Raw genomic sequence first — 14,225 nt, 5'->3', positions numbered from 1 at the left:
GGTGTTTCCGACTCTATCAGATCTTTTCTCGATCCGATTTCCTCGGTGCTTTCCAGGTTTCCGCTCTCGCGTTTCCCTTTCCGGCGGTTCCGACTCTATCAGATCCTTTCGGCGTCTGATTCCCAGTCAGCGGGTTTGTCTTCCCGGCCCGTGGGCCGTTCCGACGAGTGAGACTTTAGCGGATTCCGTGCTCCCGAGCTAATCGGGGGCTGCGTCCTTTCGAACGCGGATTCCTCATTTCGCAAATACGCACACCAAAGCGGCCGACGCGGAAGCGACGATGTCTGGGTGGTGCTTGCGGAATGGCTGTCCGGGGACCGACCGGAGTCGGCACTCACGTCGGACAACTCGGAGAACACTACGGATCGGGGTGGGGTGTGTCAACTTGCCTCCCCGGGGCACCCCTGAGGCGTACAGTGAGGGACGTGATGACGCGTACGTGCACCCAGCTTTGGTGGGCCGCCTGACGGCGGCCGTACTCACGTATGCACTCAACGGCCGCCGCTTCGGCGGCCGTTCTCGTATCTCCTCCGGACCTCCGGGGGCCGGCCGCAGAAGCGGCGGCCTCGACCAGGAGGTGGAGTAGAGATGACACGGGTCTTCAGCGGGGTTCAGCCGACCGGGCATCTGACGCTGGGGAACTACCTGGGTGCGATGCGGCGCTGGGCCGCGGTGGACCAGCACCGGGCGGACTCCCTGTTCTGTGTGGTGGATCTGCACGCGCTGACCATGGACCACGATCCGGCGCGGCTGCGCAGGCTCAGCCGGCAGACGACGACCCTGCTGCTGGCGTCGGGCCTCGACCCCGACGTGTGCACCGTGTTCCTGCAGAGCCATGTCGACGAGCACACGAGACTGTCGTACCTGCTGGAGTGCGTGGCGACCGACGGCGAGATGCGGCGGATGATCCAGTACAAGGAGAAGGCCGCGAAGGAACGGGACCGCGGCGGCAGCGTACGGCTGTCGTTGCTGACGTATCCGGTGCTGATGGCGGCGGACATCCTGGCGTACGGCGCGGACGAGGTGCCGGTCGGGGAGGACCAGGCGCAGCACGTGGAGCTGACGCGGGATCTGGCGGTGCGGTTCAACCAGCGCTACGGGCACACGTTCGTGGTGCCGCGGGTGACGCTGCCGGGGGTGGCGGCGCGGGTGATGAACCTGCAGGAGCCGGCCCGGAAGATGGGGAAGTCGGACGAGTCGGGTGCGGGGGTCGTCTATCTGCTCGACGAGCCGGACGCGATCCGGAAGAAGGTCATGCGGGCGGTGACCGACAGCGGCCGGGAGGTGGAGTACGACCGGGAGGGGCGGCCCGGGGTGGCGAATCTGCTGGAGATCCTCGCGGCGTGCACGGGTGGGAGCCCGCAGGCCCTGGCCGGCGCGTACGAGTCGTACGGCGCTCTGAAGAAGGACACCGCGGAGGCCGTGGTGGAGGTGCTCAGGCCCGTGCAGGCCAGGCACCGGGAGCTGTGTGCGGATCCCGCCTATGTGGAGGGGGTGCTGCGGGACGGTGCCCAGAAGGCGCGGGCGATGGCCCGGCCTACCGTCGATGCGGCGTACCGGGCGATCGGGTTGTTGCCGTCGGTGGAGCGGACCGAGCTGATGGACGTGCGTTAGCCGGGCCTCGGGTGGGGCGGCCGGCGTGGTGCGCGGTCGCCCCTCCTCGGGGCTCGTTCAGTCCTTCTTGCCGGTGGCGAGTTCGCGGCTGCGGTCGCGGGCGGCTTCGAGGGCGGCGATGAGGGCGGCTCGGACGCCGTGGTTCTCCAGTTCGCGGATGGCGTTGATCGTGGTGCCGGCCGGCGAGGTGACGTTCTCGCGGAGCTTCACGGGGTGCTCGCCGCTGTCGCGGAGCATCACGGCGGCGCCGATGGCGGACTGGACGATGAGGTCGTGGGCCTTGTCGCGGGGCAGGCCGAGCAGGATGCCGGCGTCGGTCATGGCCTCGACCAGGTAGAAGAAGTAGGCCGGGCCGGAGCCGGACAGGGCCGTGCAGGCGTCCTGCTGGCTCTCGGGGACGCGGAGGGTCTTGCCGACGGCGCCGAAGATCTCCTCGGCGTGGGCGAGGTGTGCGGCGGTGGCGTGGCTTCCCGCGGAGATGACCGACATGGCCTCGTCGACGAGGGCGGGGGTGTTGGTCATGACGCGGACGACCGGGGTGCCGGTGGTGAGGCGCTCCTCGAAGAAGGCGGTCGGGATTCCGGCGGCGCCGCTGATGACCAGGCGGTCGGCGGGGATGTGCGGGGCGAGTTCGTCCAGGAGGGTGCCCATGTCCTGCGGCTTGACCGTGAGGATCAGGGTGTCGGCGGTCTTGGCGGCCTCGGTGTTGGTGACCGGGGTGACTCCGTAGCGGGTGCGGAGTTCTTCGGCGCGTTCGGGGCGGCGGGCGGTGACCAGGAGGTCGGCGGGGGCCCAGCCGGCCCGGATCATTCCGCTGAGCAGGGCTTCGCCGATCTTGCCGGTGCCGAGGACTGCGACTTTCTGGCTCATGCGGTTCAGTCTGGCACCGGGGTGGGGTGTGCGGGTCGCGTGTCCGGTGGGCGGAACGGGGCCGGGCGGGGTGCCGGTTCCTAGGCCGTGCGCCGCCTCAGGGTGGCCGCGCCCAGGGCGAGGACCAGCACCGCGCAGCCGGCCACGATCAGGACGTCGCGGACGAAGGTGGCCGTCATGTCGGTGTGGTGGAGGACCTGGTTCATGCCGTCGACGGCGTACGACATCGGCAGGACGTCGGAGACGGCCGTGAGGGCGGGGTGCATGTCGGAGCGGGGAGTGAACAGGCCGCAGAGGAGGAGCTGGGGAAAGATCACGGCGGGCATGAACTGGACGGCCTGGAATTCCGAGGCCGCGAAGGCGGAGACGAAGAGTCCGAGGGCCGTGCCGAGCAGGGCGTCGAGGAGGGCGACGAGGAGGAGCAGCCAGGGGGAGCCGGTGACGTCGAGGCCGAGCAGCCATACGGCGAGTCCGGTGGCGAGGGCGGACTGGACGATGGCGACGGCGCCGAAGGCGAGGGCGTAGCCGGCGATGAGGTCGGCCTTGCCGAGGGGCATGGCGAGGAGGCGTTCGAGGGTGCCGGAGGTGCGTTCGCGCAGGGTGGCGATGGAGGTGACCAGGAACATCGTGATCAGCGGGAAGATCCCGAGCAGGGAGGCGCCGATGTTGTCGAAGGTGCGGGGGCTGGCGTCGAAGACGTAGCGCAGCAGGATCAGCATCAGGCAGGGGATGAGGAGCATCAGCGCGATGGTGCGCGGGTCGTGGCGGAGCTGGCGCAGGACCCGGGCGGCGGTGGCGGTGGTGCGGGCGGTGCCGAGTGCGCTGACGCGGGCGTCGGGGGTGGTCGTGCTCATCGGGTGCTCTCCTTTGTGCGGGCCGCGGCGGCGGCCTCGTCGACGAGGTGCAGGAAGGCGGCCTCGACGGTGTCGGTGGCGGTGCGGGTGCGCAGGGCTTCGGGCGTGTCGTCGGCAAGGATCTCGCCCTCGCGCATGAGGAGGAGGCGGTGGCAGCGCTCGGCCTCGTCCATGACGTGGGAGGAGACGAGGAGGGTGGCGCCGCGGGTGGCGGCGAGGTCGTGGAAGAGGTCCCACAGGTCGCGGCGGAGGACGGGGTCGAGGCCGACGGTCGGTTCGTCGAGGACGAGGAGTTCGGGGGTGCCGAGGAGAGCGACGGCGAGGGAGACGCGGCTGCGCTGGCCGCCGGAGAGGTTGCCGGCGAGGGAGTCGGCGTGGCGGGTGAGGTCGACGTCTGCGAGGGCGCGTTCGACGGCTTGATGGCGGTCGGTGGTGGTGCGGCGGGGGTCGAGGATCGCGGCGAAGTAGTCGAGGTTCTGACGGATCGTGAGGTCGTCGTAGACGGAGGGGGCCTGGGTGACGTAGCCGATGCGGCTGCGGAGGGTGGGGTGGCCGGCCGGCCGGCCGAGGACGTGCAGGGCGCCGGTGACCTTGGCCTGGGTGCCGACGATGGAGCGCATGAGGGTCGATTTGCCGCAGCCGGAGGGGCCGAGGAGGCCGGTGATCTGTCCGCAGGGGACGGTGAAGCGGAGGTGGTGCAGGACGGTGCGGGGGCCGCGGGCGACGCTGAGGTCTTCGGCGTGGACGGCGGCGGTGAGGGCCTGGGGCGGTGGGTCCAGGGTTTTATTCATCACGTGATGAATAATCCGTACGGGAGTCCTGCTCGTCAAGGGGCGCAGCGAAGAACGGCGGCCGGGACGCATCCCGACCGCCGCTGCCGGGCGTGAGGCACCCTGCCCGGGTCAGGGTTTGGTGGCGACGAGCAGGAGCACGTCGTACGTCTCCTCGACGATGCCGTCGGGGAAGATCTTCAGCAGGTGGGCGCGCTCCTCCTCCAGGAAGGCGGTCCTGCGCCGTTCGGGCATGACGAGCAGGAACGAGTGGCTGCCGATGTTGGCGAGGTGGGTGTCGATCGGGACGCGGCGGCTCCAGCGGACCTCGCGGCGGATGAAGTCGAGGCGCCCGCTGGGGTCGGCCTGGTTGGTGCGCTCGCCCGCCTTGCTCTGCTCGGCGGTGAGGTCGATGCCGGCGTAGTGGCCGGCGCGTTCGGCGGCTTCGGCGATCCACTCGATGTCGAGGGCACTGGTGTTCCACCACAGCGCCAGCGCACCGCCCGGCCGCAGCACGCGCAGCGCCTCGGGCACCGCGCGGGCGGGGTCGGTCCAGTGCCAGGACTGGGCGTAGGTGAGGAAGTCGGCGTGGCCGTCGGCGAGGGGGAGGGCGTTGCCGTTGCCCCGGACGAGCGGGATGTACGGGAGCCCGCGGCGGAACTCGGTGGCCATGCCCTCGCCGGGTTCGACGGCGAGCACGTCGGCGCCGCGGCCGTGCAGAAGGGCGGTCGAGATGCCGGTACCGGCGCCGACGTCCACGACCCTGGCGCCGGACAGGGACTGCCCGGCCGTCTCCTCGACGGCGTCGAAGAGGGCGGGCGGATAGGAGGGGCGGTTCGCGGCGTACTGGGCGGCGGCGGAGTTGAAGGAGCGGGCGCGGGTGGAGTGGGACGACGCGGACGGCTCGGACGAGGCTGAGGTCGTGGTCATGGAGCCATGGTGAGCGGAGGGCGGGGCGAAGCAACAGCGTCTTGCGGCTGCCCCGTCCCACCGCCGGGGCGGCGGCCCGCCGCTACAGGCGCCCCCGGGCGCACCACCCCTACCGCCGCGTCCTCGGCGCCGTTCCCCCTCGCGCCGTTCCCCCCCGTCTAGCGGCCTCGCTTCTTCTTCGACGGGTTGCCGGTGCGGCGGGAGGTGCGGCGGGCGTGTTCCTCGCGGGACCTCTCGTACTCCTCGCGGTGCAGCTTCTCGCCGGGGGCCTCGGTGAGGGAGCGGAAGAAGTAGGCGAGGAGGGAGCCGACGAAGCCGATGGCGAGCAGGCCGCGCAGGGAGGCCTGGCGCTGCGGGTCGTGGCGCCGGGAGAAGCCCTCCCAGGTGTTGCGGAAGGCGAGCGCGCTGCAGATCGCGAACATGCCGATGATCAGCACGGTCACGAAGGAGCCGGACTCGGCGATCTGGATGCCCTGGTAGGCCAGGCGCAGCACCAGGCAGGAGGCGGCGGCCAGGACGAGGAAGCCGACGGCGACGCCGGCACGGCGGGCCGCGTACCCGTCGTCGTGGTTCACCCAGGAGGTGCCGAAGAAGCGCAGGGGCTCGGGGCGGGGGCCACCGGCCCGGGCCGGTCCGTCCGTGGAGCCCGCCGGGGTGTCCGGGGTGCCGGTTTCGTCGCTCACGGGTCGATTATGGCGCCGGGCCCGGGCGGGCTTCCGGTGGGGTCGGGCGCGACGGGGTGCGCCGCGCCCGACGGGACGGTCGTGACGTCAGGCGCAGTGCGAGGCGATGTAGCCGTCGCTGCCGGTGTGGACGTAGGCGTCGGACACGTACTCGCCGTTGTTGACGTTGTCCCAGATGTTGGTCGTGCCGTAGGGGCCCGTCACCGTCGTACCCGACGTCTGGCAGAAGATCGGCACGCGGGAGCCCTCGGGCAGCACGCGGATGATGTTGTAGTTGGTGCCGGGGCCGCTGCGGACGTTCACGCGGACGCCCGGCGCCACCGCGAAGGTGCGCACGGCCGCCTCCGCCGTGAGGGCCTCTTCCCCGGTTGCTCCGGTGGCTGCTTCCGAACGGTCGACGGACATGGAGCGTCTCCCCCCTGGCCCCATGGCTGTCATGGGCCCCGTTGATTCCTCGAAGCGAGCGCGGAACGCGTGTACGCGACTCGCACGCGGAGGCTAGCAAGCCGCCTCTGTCTCGTACGAGTCATCGACTAGGCTCCGTGCGTCGCGCGCGGACGATGAGCACGGGGGGCGGTCCATGACGCCACAGCGCAGCACCGGAGCGGGCGCGGAAGCGGAACTTCCCGAGTACGCCGGTCACTACCGACTGGAGTCGTGTCTTGGGTCCGGTGGCATGGGGGTCGTCCACCTCGCGCGCAGCACCTCGGGGCTGAAGCTCGCGGTGAAGGTGGTCCATGCCGAGTTCGCCCGGGATCCCGAGTTCAGGGGGCGTTTCCGGCAGGAGGTGGCCGCTGCCCGGAGGGTGAGCGGTGCCTTCACCGCGCCCGTGGTGGACGCCGATCCGGAGGCCGAACGGCCGTGGATGGCCACGTTGTTCATTCCCGGTCCGACGCTGTCCGAGCATGTGAAGCGGAACGGTCCGATGGCGCCCGCGCAGGTGCGCCGGCTGATGGCCGGGCTGGCGGAGGCGCTGCGCGACATCCATCGGGTCGGGGTGGTGCACCGGGATCTGAAGCCGAGCAACGTGCTGCTGGCGGAGGACGGTCCGAAGGTCATCGACTTCGGTATCTCCCGGCCCAAGGACAGTGAACTGCGCACGGAGACGGGGAAGTTGATCGGGACGCCGCCGTTCATGGCGCCCGAGCAGTTCCGCCGGCCGCGGGAGGTGGGGCCGGCCGCGGACATCTTCGCGCTCGGGTCGGTCATGGTGCACGCGGCGACCGGGCGGGGGCCGTTCGACTCCGACAGCCCGTACGTGGTCGCGTACCAGGTGGTGCACGACGAGCCCGAACTGACGGGTGTGCCGCAGGACATGGAACCCCTGGTGCGGCGCTGTCTCGCCAAGGAGCCCGAGGAACGGCCCACCCCCGACGAGTTGATGCGGGAGCTGCGGTCCCTGGCCGCCGGGTACGACACGCAGGCGTTCATACCGGCGCAGCGCACCGGTGATCAGGCGACCGGGCCCGCGCAGGGTGTGCCGGAGTCCCCGGCACGCGCGTCCCGGCGGCTGGGTCCCGGCCGCTCGCGCCGCCGGATGCTGCTCGCCGCCGTGGCCGTCGCCGTGGTCACGGGCGGTGTGCTGGGCGCGCTGCTGTGGCCGGGGGGTGACGGCGGTCCGGTGGTGAAGGAGACGCGGTCCCGCACCGGCGTGGCCGGGTTCGCCGCGTGGCGGGCGAACCCGGTCGGCAAGGGCTCCGGGATGCCCCAGTGCGCGGCCGGCGCGGGGCGGCTGCTGTGCTTCCGGTCCGGTGTGGCCTCCGCGCTGGACCTGGCCGACGGGACGCCGCTCTGGCGGCGTGCGGTGAGCAAGGAGAGCACGAGTGACGCGCCGGCGCTGTCGGGCGGTCTGCTGTTGCTTCCGACGGGCGGGGGACGGCGCGTGGTCGCTCTCGATCCCGCCTCCGGGAAACCCCGCTGGCAGCGGGACATGCCCGACAACCGGGGGATGCGGATCGCCGGTGACATGCTTCTGGTCACGCACGCGGACGGCACGGTGACCGGCGTGGACGGGCGGTCGGGGGACGAGAAGTGGCATCGGCGGCTGCCCGGGCGGGGCATGCCGACGCTGACCACCCATGCCGGCGATCCCTCGGTCGAGGCCGCCACCACCACGACGGACGGGGCGTACACGCAGCTCACGGTGCTGGACGCGCGCACCGGTGCGGCGCGCTGGACGGCCCGGCTGCGGGGCTCGCTGCAGCCCGTCGGCGGCCAGGGCGGTGCGCTGGTCCTGCAGTCCGTCGACAACGCCTCCGCGGTCACGGACGCGGTGGTCCGCTATGCGCCCGGCGCGGGGACGACGCGCCGTATGGCGCTGCCCGTGCCGCTGACGACTCCGCAGGCCGCCGTGCACGGCCATGTCGTCTACCTGCTCGCTGCCGGGGGTTCGCTGGACGCCGTCGACCTGGGCACGGGACGGCGGCTGTGGCATCTGGAGACGGCCGTGAGCCGGGGCTCGGCTCCCGTGGCCGGCGCCGGGCACGTCTACTTCAGCGCCCCCGACGGGCGTGTGCTCGCCGTGGACGCCCGCGACGGGAAGCTGCTCGGGCAGACCGCGCCCCGGCTCGGCGCGAGTTCGGGTGACGTCGCCGGCGCGCTGCCGGCTCCGCTGGTGGTCGACGGCCATGTCTACGCCACAGCTCCGGACGGCACCGTCTTCGCCGTGGACGGGCGTGATCCCTCCCGCTGGTAGGGAGACCTGCCGACACGGTGAAAGGGGGCCGCCTGCGGGAGGCGGCCCCCTTTCACCGTGGTGCCGGGGTCAGCCCAGCTTGCTCACGTCCCGGACCGCGCCCTTGTCGGCGCTGGTCGCCATCGCGGCGTAGGCCTTCAGCGCCGCCGACACCTTGCGGTCGCGGTTCTTCGGGGCGTACACGCCGTTCAGGGCCTGCTCGCGGCGGGCCAGCTCCGCTTCGTCGACCAGCAGCTCGATCGTGCGGTTCGGGATGTCGATGCGGATGCGGTCGCCGTCCTGGACCAGGGCGATGGTGCCGCCGGAGGCCGCCTCGGGGGAGGCGTGGCCGATGGACAGGCCCGAGGTGCCGCCGGAGAAGCGGCCGTCGGTGATCAGGGCGCAGGACTTGCCGAGGCCGCGGCCCTTCAGGTACGAGGTCGGGTAGAGCATCTCCTGCATGCCGGGGCCGCCCTTGGGGCCCTCGTAGCGGATGACGACGACGTCGCCGTCCTTGACCTCCTGGGTGAGGATCCGCTGGACGGCCGCCTCCTGGGACTCGCAGACGACCGCGGGGCCCTCGAAGGTCCAGATCGACTCGTCGACGCCGGCCGTCTTCACCACGCAGCCGTCGACGGCGAGGTTGCCCCTGAGGACCGCGAGGCCGCCGTCCTTGGAGTACGCGTGCTCGACGGAGCGGATGCAGCCGCCCTCCGCGTCCTCATCCAGGGCCTCCCAGCGCTCGGACTGGGAGAACGCCTCGGCGGAGCGGACACAGCCGGGGGCCGCGTGCCACATCTCGACGGCCTCGGCGGACGGGGAGCCGCCGCGGACGTCCCAGGTCTTCAGCCAGTCCGCCAGGGACGGGCTGTGGACGGAGTGCACGTCCTCGTTGAGCAGACCCGCGCGGTGCAGTTCGCCGAGGAGGGCGGGGATGCCGCCGGCGCGGTGCACGTCCTCCATGTAGTACGTGCGGTTCTTCGCGACGTTGGGCGCCACCTTGGCCAGGCAGGGCACCCGGCGGGAGACGGCGTCGATCTGCTCCAGGCCGAACGGGACGCCCGCCTCCTGGGCGGCGGCCAGCAGGTGCAGGATCGTGTTGGTGGAGCCGCCCATCGCGATGTCCAGGGCCATGGCGTTCTCGAAGGCCTGGAAGGTGGCGATGTTGAGCGGCAGGGCCGACTCGTCGTCCTGCTCGTAGTAGCGGCGGGTGAGGTCCATGACCGTGCGGGCCGCGTCGACGTACAGCTGCTTGCGCGCGGTGTGGGTGGCGAGGACCGAGCCGTTGCCGGGGAGCGAGAGGCCGATGGCCTCCGTCAGGCAGTTCATCGAGTTGGCGGTGAACATGCCGGAACAGCTGCCGCAGGTCGGGCAGGCGTTCTCCTCGATCCGGAGGATGTCCTCGTCGGAGATCTTGTCGTTGACGGCGTCGGAGATCGCGTCGACCAGGTCGAGGGTACGGACCGTGCCGTCGACCAGGGTGGCGCGGCCGGACTCCATGGGGCCGCCGGAGACGAAGACCGTCGGGATGTTCAGGCGCAGGGCGGCCAGCAGCATGCCCGGGGTGATCTTGTCGCAGTTGGAGATGCAGACCAGGGCGTCGGCGCAGTGGGCCTCGACCATGTACTCCACCGAGTCCGCGATCAGGTCGCGGGAGGGCAGGGAGTACAGCATGCCGCCGTGGCCCATGGCGATGCCGTCGTCGACCGCGATGGTGTTGAACTCGCGCGGGATGCCGCCCGCCTCCGTGATCGCCTCGCTGACGATCCGGCCGACCGGCTGGAGGTGGGTGTGGCCCGGCACGAACTCGGTGAAGGAGTTCGCGACGGCGATGATGGGCTTCCGGCCGATGTCCGCACCGGGTACACCGGAGGCGCGCATAAGGGCGCGGGCGCCCGCCATGTTGCGGCCGTGGGTGACTGTGCGGGACCTCAGCTCGGGCATCGTCGCTCGCTCCTTCGGAGATCGTGCTCAAAGACTGTGCTCAGAGAGATTCAGAGACTGCGATCAGAAAGACTCGATCAGAGAGACTTCTGACTGCCTACGAGCCTACGCCGCCGCTCCACGGACTGGACACGGCTGTCCGGAATGCGGGACGGGCGTTTCACGTGGCCGTCAGATGGTGCTGCACCACCGGCGCCACGCGCGCGATGATCTGCTCCAGATCCGCCGAGGCGAGCGGCTCCAGTTTGATGACGTAGCGCATCAGCGCGGTGCCCACCAGCTGCGCCGCCGCCAGCTCGGCGCGCAGCTCCGCGTCCGGGTGGTCCAGCTGGGCGGCGATGCGGCGCATCAGCTGGGCGGCGACCAGGCGGCGGAAGACGGCGGCGGCGGTCTCGTTGTTGACCGCGGAGCGCACGATCGCGAGCAGCGGGGTCCGGGTCGTGGGGTTCTCCCAGACGCCGAAGATGAAGCGGGTCATCCGCTCCCCCACACCGTCCAGCGGACCCTCGGCCAGCGCGTTCGGCGCGTTCAGCGCGGGCGCGAAGGCGACCGCGACGGCCGCCTCGAAGACCTGCTCCTTGGTGCCGAAGTAGTGGTGGACGAGCGCCGAGTCCACGCCGGCCGTCTTGGCGATGCCGCGTACGGACGTCTTCTCGTAGCCGTGTGCGGAGAACTCCTCACGGGCCGCGGTGAGGATGCGGTCGCGGGTGTCGGCGGACTCGGCGCGCGGGGGGCGGCCCCGCCGCCGTGCCGTGGTGCCGCTCATCGCCGCGGCACCCGTACCGCCGAGGCCAGGTGTTTGCGGGAGAAGGCCAGGGCCTCGGCGAGGTCGGCCTCGCGCTCGGCGCTGGACATCGCCCGCCGGGTGTTGACCTCGATCACGACATGGCCGTCGAAACCGGTGACGGCCAGGCGTTCCAGCAGCTCGGCGCAGGGCTGGGTGCCGCGGCCGGGCACCAGGTGCTCGTCCTTGGCGGAGCCCCGGCCGTCGGCGAGGTGGATGTGGCCGAGGCGGTCGCCCATGCGGTCGATCATGTCCAGGGCGTCGGTGCGGGCCGTCGCGGTGTGGCTGAGATCGATCGTGAAGTGCCGGTAGTCGTGCTGGGTGACGTCCCAGTCGGGGGCGTAGGCGAGCATCTCGCGGTCGCGGTAGCGCCAGGGGTACATGTTCTCGACGGCGAACCGTACGTCCGTCTCGTCGGCCATGCGCCAGATCCCGTCGACGAAGTCGCGCGCGTACTGCCGCTGCCAGCGGAACGGCGGATGGACGACGACGGTGGAGGCGCCCAGCTTCTCGGCTGCCGACCGGGCCCGCTGGAGCTTCACCCAGGGGTCGGTCGACCAGACCCGCTGGGTGATCAGCAGGCAGGGGGCGTGGACGGCCAGGATCGGGACTCCGTGGTAGTCCGACAGGCGGCGCAGCGCCTCGATGTCCTGGCTGACCGGGTCGGTCCACACCATGACCTCGACACCGTCGTACCCGAGGCGCGCGGCGATCTCGAAGGCCGTCGCCGTCGACTCCGGGTACACGGAGGCGGTCGACAGAGCGATGCGCACGTCCGTTGGTTCAGCCACGTCCGTCACCTTACGGCGTTGGGTGGTGCCGGTGTTGGGTGTCCGTTCGCCGTTGTGACTATCGCCATTCGCGCGGGGGCGGCGGCGTCGTGGTCGCTCACGGCCCCGAGTTTTCGGCTTCGCTCCCCAGGCCCCGGTCTCGCCGGTATCGGCCTCTCCCGAACCCGGGGCCCCCGTCGCGGCGGAGCCGCGCGCCGATACGGCCCCGCACCCGCTTCGGGGCGCTAGTCCGAGCCCATGTGGTCGAGGCGCCGCAGGATGACGCCCTCCCGCAGGGCCCAGGGGCAGATCTCCAGGTTCTCGACGCCGAACAGGTCCATGGCGCCCTCGGCCACCAGGGCGCCGGCGAGCAGCTGGCCCGCCCTGCCCTCGGAGACGCCGGGAAGCTCGGCGCGCTGGTCCTCCGTCATGCCGGCCAGGCGCGGGACCCAGGCCTCCAGGGACTCGCGCTTGAGTTCGCGCTGCACGTAGAGGCCGTCGGCGCTGCGGGCGGCGCCGGCTATGCGGGCCAGCTGCTTGAAGGTCTTGGAGGTGGCGACCACGTGGTCGGGGGCGCCGAAGCGGCTGAATTCACCGACCGAGCGGGCGATCTCCGCGCGGACGTGGCGGCGCAGGGCACGGACGGCCTCGGGGTCGGGCGGATCACCGGGCAGCCAGCCCGCCGTGAGCCGGCCGGCGCCGAGCGGCAGGGAGACGGCCGCGTCGGGCTCCTCGTCCATACCGAAGGCGATCTCCAGGGAGCCGCCGCCGATGTCCAGGACCAGCAGCTTCCCGGCGGACCAGCCGAACCAGCGGCGGACGGCGAGGAAGGTGAGCCGGGCCTCCTCCGCGCCCGTGAGGACCTGGAGGCGGACGCCGGTCTCGTCGGCCACGCGCGCGAGGACCTCGTCGGCGTTGCCGGCCTCGCGCACGGCGGAGGTGGCGAACGGCAGCAGGTCCTCGACACCCTTGTCCTCGGCGGCCTGGAGCGCGTCCCGGACCACGGCGACCAGCTTCTCGATGCCGTCGTCGCCGATGGCACCGCTGTCGTCGAGGAGTTGGGCGAGCCGAAGTTCGGCCTTGTGCGAATGCGCGGGCAGCGGGCGCGCGCCGGGGTGAGCGTCCACCACCAGCAGATGCACCGTGTTCGAACCCACGTCCAGGACACCGAGTCTCATGTACGGAACGCTACTGCCAGATCGTTCGTGCTCGGTCCCCGGAGCAGGCCTCGGCCACTTACCCTGGACGGGTGCCAAAGACGAAAAAGGCGAAGGTCGACAAGGCGGACAAGTCTCGCAAGACCGCCACATCCTCCAAGGGGACGAAGGTGAGCGACGAGAAGGGGCTCGACTTCGCGCGCGCCTGGGTGGAGTTTCCGGATCCGGCGGACGACGAGCAGGTCTTCCGCTGTGATCTGACATGGCTGACCTCTCGCTGGAACTGCATCTTCGGCAGCGGCTGCCAGGGCATCCAGGCGGGCCGCGCGGACGACGGGTGCTGCTCGCTGGGCGCGCACTTCTCCGACGAGGACGACGAGAAGCGGGTCGCCGAGCATGTGGCACGGCTCACGCCGGACATCTGGCAGCACCACGACGAGGGCACGCGGGGCGGCTGGACCTCCGAGGACGAGGAGGGCTCCCGGCAGACGCGGCCCTTCCAGGGGTCCTGCATCTTCCAGAACCGGCCGGGGTTCGCGGGCGGCGCGGGCTGCTCGCTGCACATCCTCGCCCTGAAGGAGGGGCGGGAGCCGCTGGAGACCAAGCCGGACGTGTGCTGGCAGCTGCCGATCCGGCGGACGTACGACTGGATCGACCGGCCGGACGACACGCGGGTGCTGCAGGTCTCCATCGGTGAGTACGACCGCCGGGGCTGGGGCCCGGGCGGCCACGACCTGCACTGGTGGTGCACGTCGGCGACCTCGGCGCACGGCGCCGGCGAGCCGGTGTACGTCTCCTACCGCGCCGAGCTGACGGAATTGATGGGCAAGGCCGGCTACGACCGCCTGGCCGAGCTGTGCGAGCAGCGGCTGGCGTCGCAGCTCCCGCTGGTGGCTCCCCACCCGGCGGACCCGGCGCCGTAGCGGTAGCCGGGCCGCAGGCGGGCGGGGCCGGCCTGCGGCGTTCGTCGGGCCCCCGCAGCAGGGTGCCCCGGCGCCGGAACACATCTGCCCATCGCCCCCTTCGCGGCTGTCCCCGTGACTGTCCTCGCGTCCGGACCGCGGCCGGCCGCGCGCAGCACCTAGTAGTGCTTCGTTATGTTCTGGGCTGTCTGCGGATGTTCCGAGGGCTGGGTAGGGGGCGTCCGCAGGTGGTGCAGGTACCGGTCCAGCACC

At 71.6% G+C, this 14,225-nt stretch carries 13 protein-coding genes; 3 read left to right on the top strand and 10 right to left on the bottom strand.

All coding sequences use genetic code 11. From position 1 onward, the window contains the following. Window positions 1–588: 588 nt before the first annotated feature. Window positions 589–1,614, top strand: a complete 1,026-nt coding sequence (gene trpS, locus AB0N17_RS43635; RefSeq protein WP_366017259.1) for a tryptophan--tRNA ligase — start codon at window positions 589–591, stop codon at window positions 1,612–1,614. Between the two features lie 57 nt (window positions 1,615–1,671). Here trpS and proC read toward each other — a convergent pair whose 3' ends face one another. From proC to AB0N17_RS43605, 6 genes are all read right to left on the bottom strand, one after another. Then, complete coding sequence (gene proC / locus AB0N17_RS43630) at window positions 1,672–2,484, bottom strand: pyrroline-5-carboxylate reductase (protein ID WP_366017258.1); 813 nt, start codon at window positions 2,482–2,484, stop codon at window positions 1,672–1,674. Between the two features lie 80 nt (window positions 2,485–2,564). Beyond that, the gene (locus AB0N17_RS43625; RefSeq protein ID WP_366017257.1) at window positions 2,565–3,338 is read right to left on the bottom strand and encodes an ABC transporter permease; all 774 of its coding nucleotides are present in this window, start codon (window positions 3,336–3,338) and stop codon (window positions 2,565–2,567) included. Beyond that, window positions 3,335–4,129 (bottom strand): ABC transporter ATP-binding protein, encoded by a 795-nt coding sequence (locus AB0N17_RS43620; RefSeq protein ID WP_366017256.1) that lies wholly within the window; start codon window positions 4,127–4,129, stop codon window positions 3,335–3,337. Before AB0N17_RS43620 ends, AB0N17_RS43625 begins: the two co-directional genes overlap by 4 nt. Before the next feature lie 111 nt (window positions 4,130–4,240). Further along, the gene (locus AB0N17_RS43615) at window positions 4,241–5,038 is read right to left on the bottom strand and encodes a class I SAM-dependent methyltransferase (protein ID WP_366017254.1); all 798 of its coding nucleotides are present in this window, start codon (window positions 5,036–5,038) and stop codon (window positions 4,241–4,243) included. 158 nt (window positions 5,039–5,196) lie between these two features. Further along, window positions 5,197–5,721, bottom strand: coding sequence for an EamA/RhaT family transporter (locus AB0N17_RS43610; RefSeq protein WP_366017253.1), 525 nt, complete (start codon window positions 5,719–5,721; stop codon window positions 5,197–5,199). Window positions 5,722–5,808: 87 nt separating this feature from the next. Continuing rightward, window positions 5,809–6,126, bottom strand: a complete 318-nt coding sequence (locus AB0N17_RS43605; protein WP_366017252.1) for an SH3 domain-containing protein — start codon at window positions 6,124–6,126, stop codon at window positions 5,809–5,811. A gap of 175 nt (window positions 6,127–6,301) precedes the next feature. Between AB0N17_RS43605 and AB0N17_RS43600 the strand changes: the two genes are divergently transcribed. Next, the gene (locus AB0N17_RS43600; RefSeq protein ID WP_366017251.1) at window positions 6,302–8,416 is read left to right on the top strand and encodes a serine/threonine-protein kinase; all 2,115 of its coding nucleotides are present in this window, start codon (window positions 6,302–6,304) and stop codon (window positions 8,414–8,416) included. 69 nt (window positions 8,417–8,485) lie between these two features. Here AB0N17_RS43600 and ilvD read toward each other — a convergent pair whose 3' ends face one another. The 4 genes from ilvD to AB0N17_RS43580 all read right to left on the bottom strand — a co-directional run bounded on the left by ilvD (window position 8,486) and on the right by AB0N17_RS43580 (window position 13,071). Further along, window positions 8,486–10,339, bottom strand: coding sequence for a dihydroxy-acid dehydratase (gene ilvD / locus AB0N17_RS43595; protein ID WP_366017250.1), 1,854 nt, complete (start codon window positions 10,337–10,339; stop codon window positions 8,486–8,488). A 160-nt stretch (window positions 10,340–10,499) separates the two neighbouring features. Then, window positions 10,500–11,105: a TetR family transcriptional regulator gene (locus tag AB0N17_RS43590; RefSeq protein WP_366017249.1), complete on the bottom strand. Its 606-nt coding sequence runs from the start codon at window positions 11,103–11,105 to the stop codon at window positions 10,500–10,502. Further along, complete coding sequence (locus tag AB0N17_RS43585; protein WP_366017248.1) at window positions 11,102–11,914, bottom strand: sugar phosphate isomerase/epimerase; 813 nt, start codon at window positions 11,912–11,914, stop codon at window positions 11,102–11,104. Before AB0N17_RS43585 ends, AB0N17_RS43590 begins: the two co-directional genes overlap by 4 nt. A 224-nt stretch (window positions 11,915–12,138) precedes the next feature. Continuing rightward, window positions 12,139–13,071 (bottom strand): Ppx/GppA phosphatase family protein, encoded by a 933-nt coding sequence (locus AB0N17_RS43580; RefSeq protein WP_366017247.1) that lies wholly within the window; start codon window positions 13,069–13,071, stop codon window positions 12,139–12,141. A gap of 71 nt (window positions 13,072–13,142) precedes the next feature. Between AB0N17_RS43580 and AB0N17_RS43575 the strand changes: the two genes are divergently transcribed. Beyond that, window positions 13,143–13,973 carry a hypothetical protein gene (locus AB0N17_RS43575; protein WP_366017246.1) on the top strand — a complete coding sequence of 277 codons (831 nt, stop codon included), beginning with the start codon at window positions 13,143–13,145 and terminating at the stop codon, window positions 13,971–13,973. The last annotated feature ends 252 nt before the right edge of the window (window positions 13,974–14,225 follow it).

The organism is Streptomyces sp. NPDC051133, from assembly GCF_040682635.1.
GTDB lineage: Bacteria > Actinomycetota > Actinomycetes > Streptomycetales > Streptomycetaceae > Streptomyces.
The sequence above is the reverse complement of the archived record's forward strand: the minus strand, read 5'-3'. Positions and strand labels throughout refer to the sequence as shown.

Excerpts from the sequence above, each read along its gene's own strand:
- trpS (WP_366017259.1), top strand. The coding sequence starts at position 589 with ATGACACGGGTCTTCAGCGGGGTTCAGCCGACCGGGCATCTGACGCTG.
- proC (WP_366017258.1), bottom strand. The coding sequence starts at position 2,484 with ATGAGCCAGAAAGTCGCAGTCCTCGGCACCGGCAAGATCGGCGAAGCC.
- AB0N17_RS43625 (WP_366017257.1), bottom strand. The coding sequence starts at position 3,338 with ATGAGCACGACCACCCCCGACGCCCGCGTCAGCGCACTCGGCACCGCC.
- AB0N17_RS43620 (WP_366017256.1), bottom strand. The coding sequence starts at position 4,129 with ATGAATAAAACCCTGGACCCACCGCCCCAGGCCCTCACCGCCGCCGTC.
- AB0N17_RS43615 (WP_366017254.1), bottom strand. The coding sequence starts at position 5,038 with ATGACCACGACCTCAGCCTCGTCCGAGCCGTCCGCGTCGTCCCACTCC.
- AB0N17_RS43605 (WP_366017252.1), bottom strand. The coding sequence starts at position 6,126 with ATGTCCGTCGACCGTTCGGAAGCAGCCACCGGAGCAACCGGGGAAGAG.
- AB0N17_RS43600 (WP_366017251.1), top strand. The coding sequence starts at position 6,302 with ATGACGCCACAGCGCAGCACCGGAGCGGGCGCGGAAGCGGAACTTCCC.
- ilvD (WP_366017250.1), bottom strand. The coding sequence starts at position 10,339 with ATGCCCGAGCTGAGGTCCCGCACAGTCACCCACGGCCGCAACATGGCG.
- AB0N17_RS43590 (WP_366017249.1), bottom strand. The coding sequence starts at position 11,105 with ATGAGCGGCACCACGGCACGGCGGCGGGGCCGCCCCCCGCGCGCCGAG.
- AB0N17_RS43580 (WP_366017247.1), bottom strand. The coding sequence starts at position 13,071 with ATGAGACTCGGTGTCCTGGACGTGGGTTCGAACACGGTGCATCTGCTG.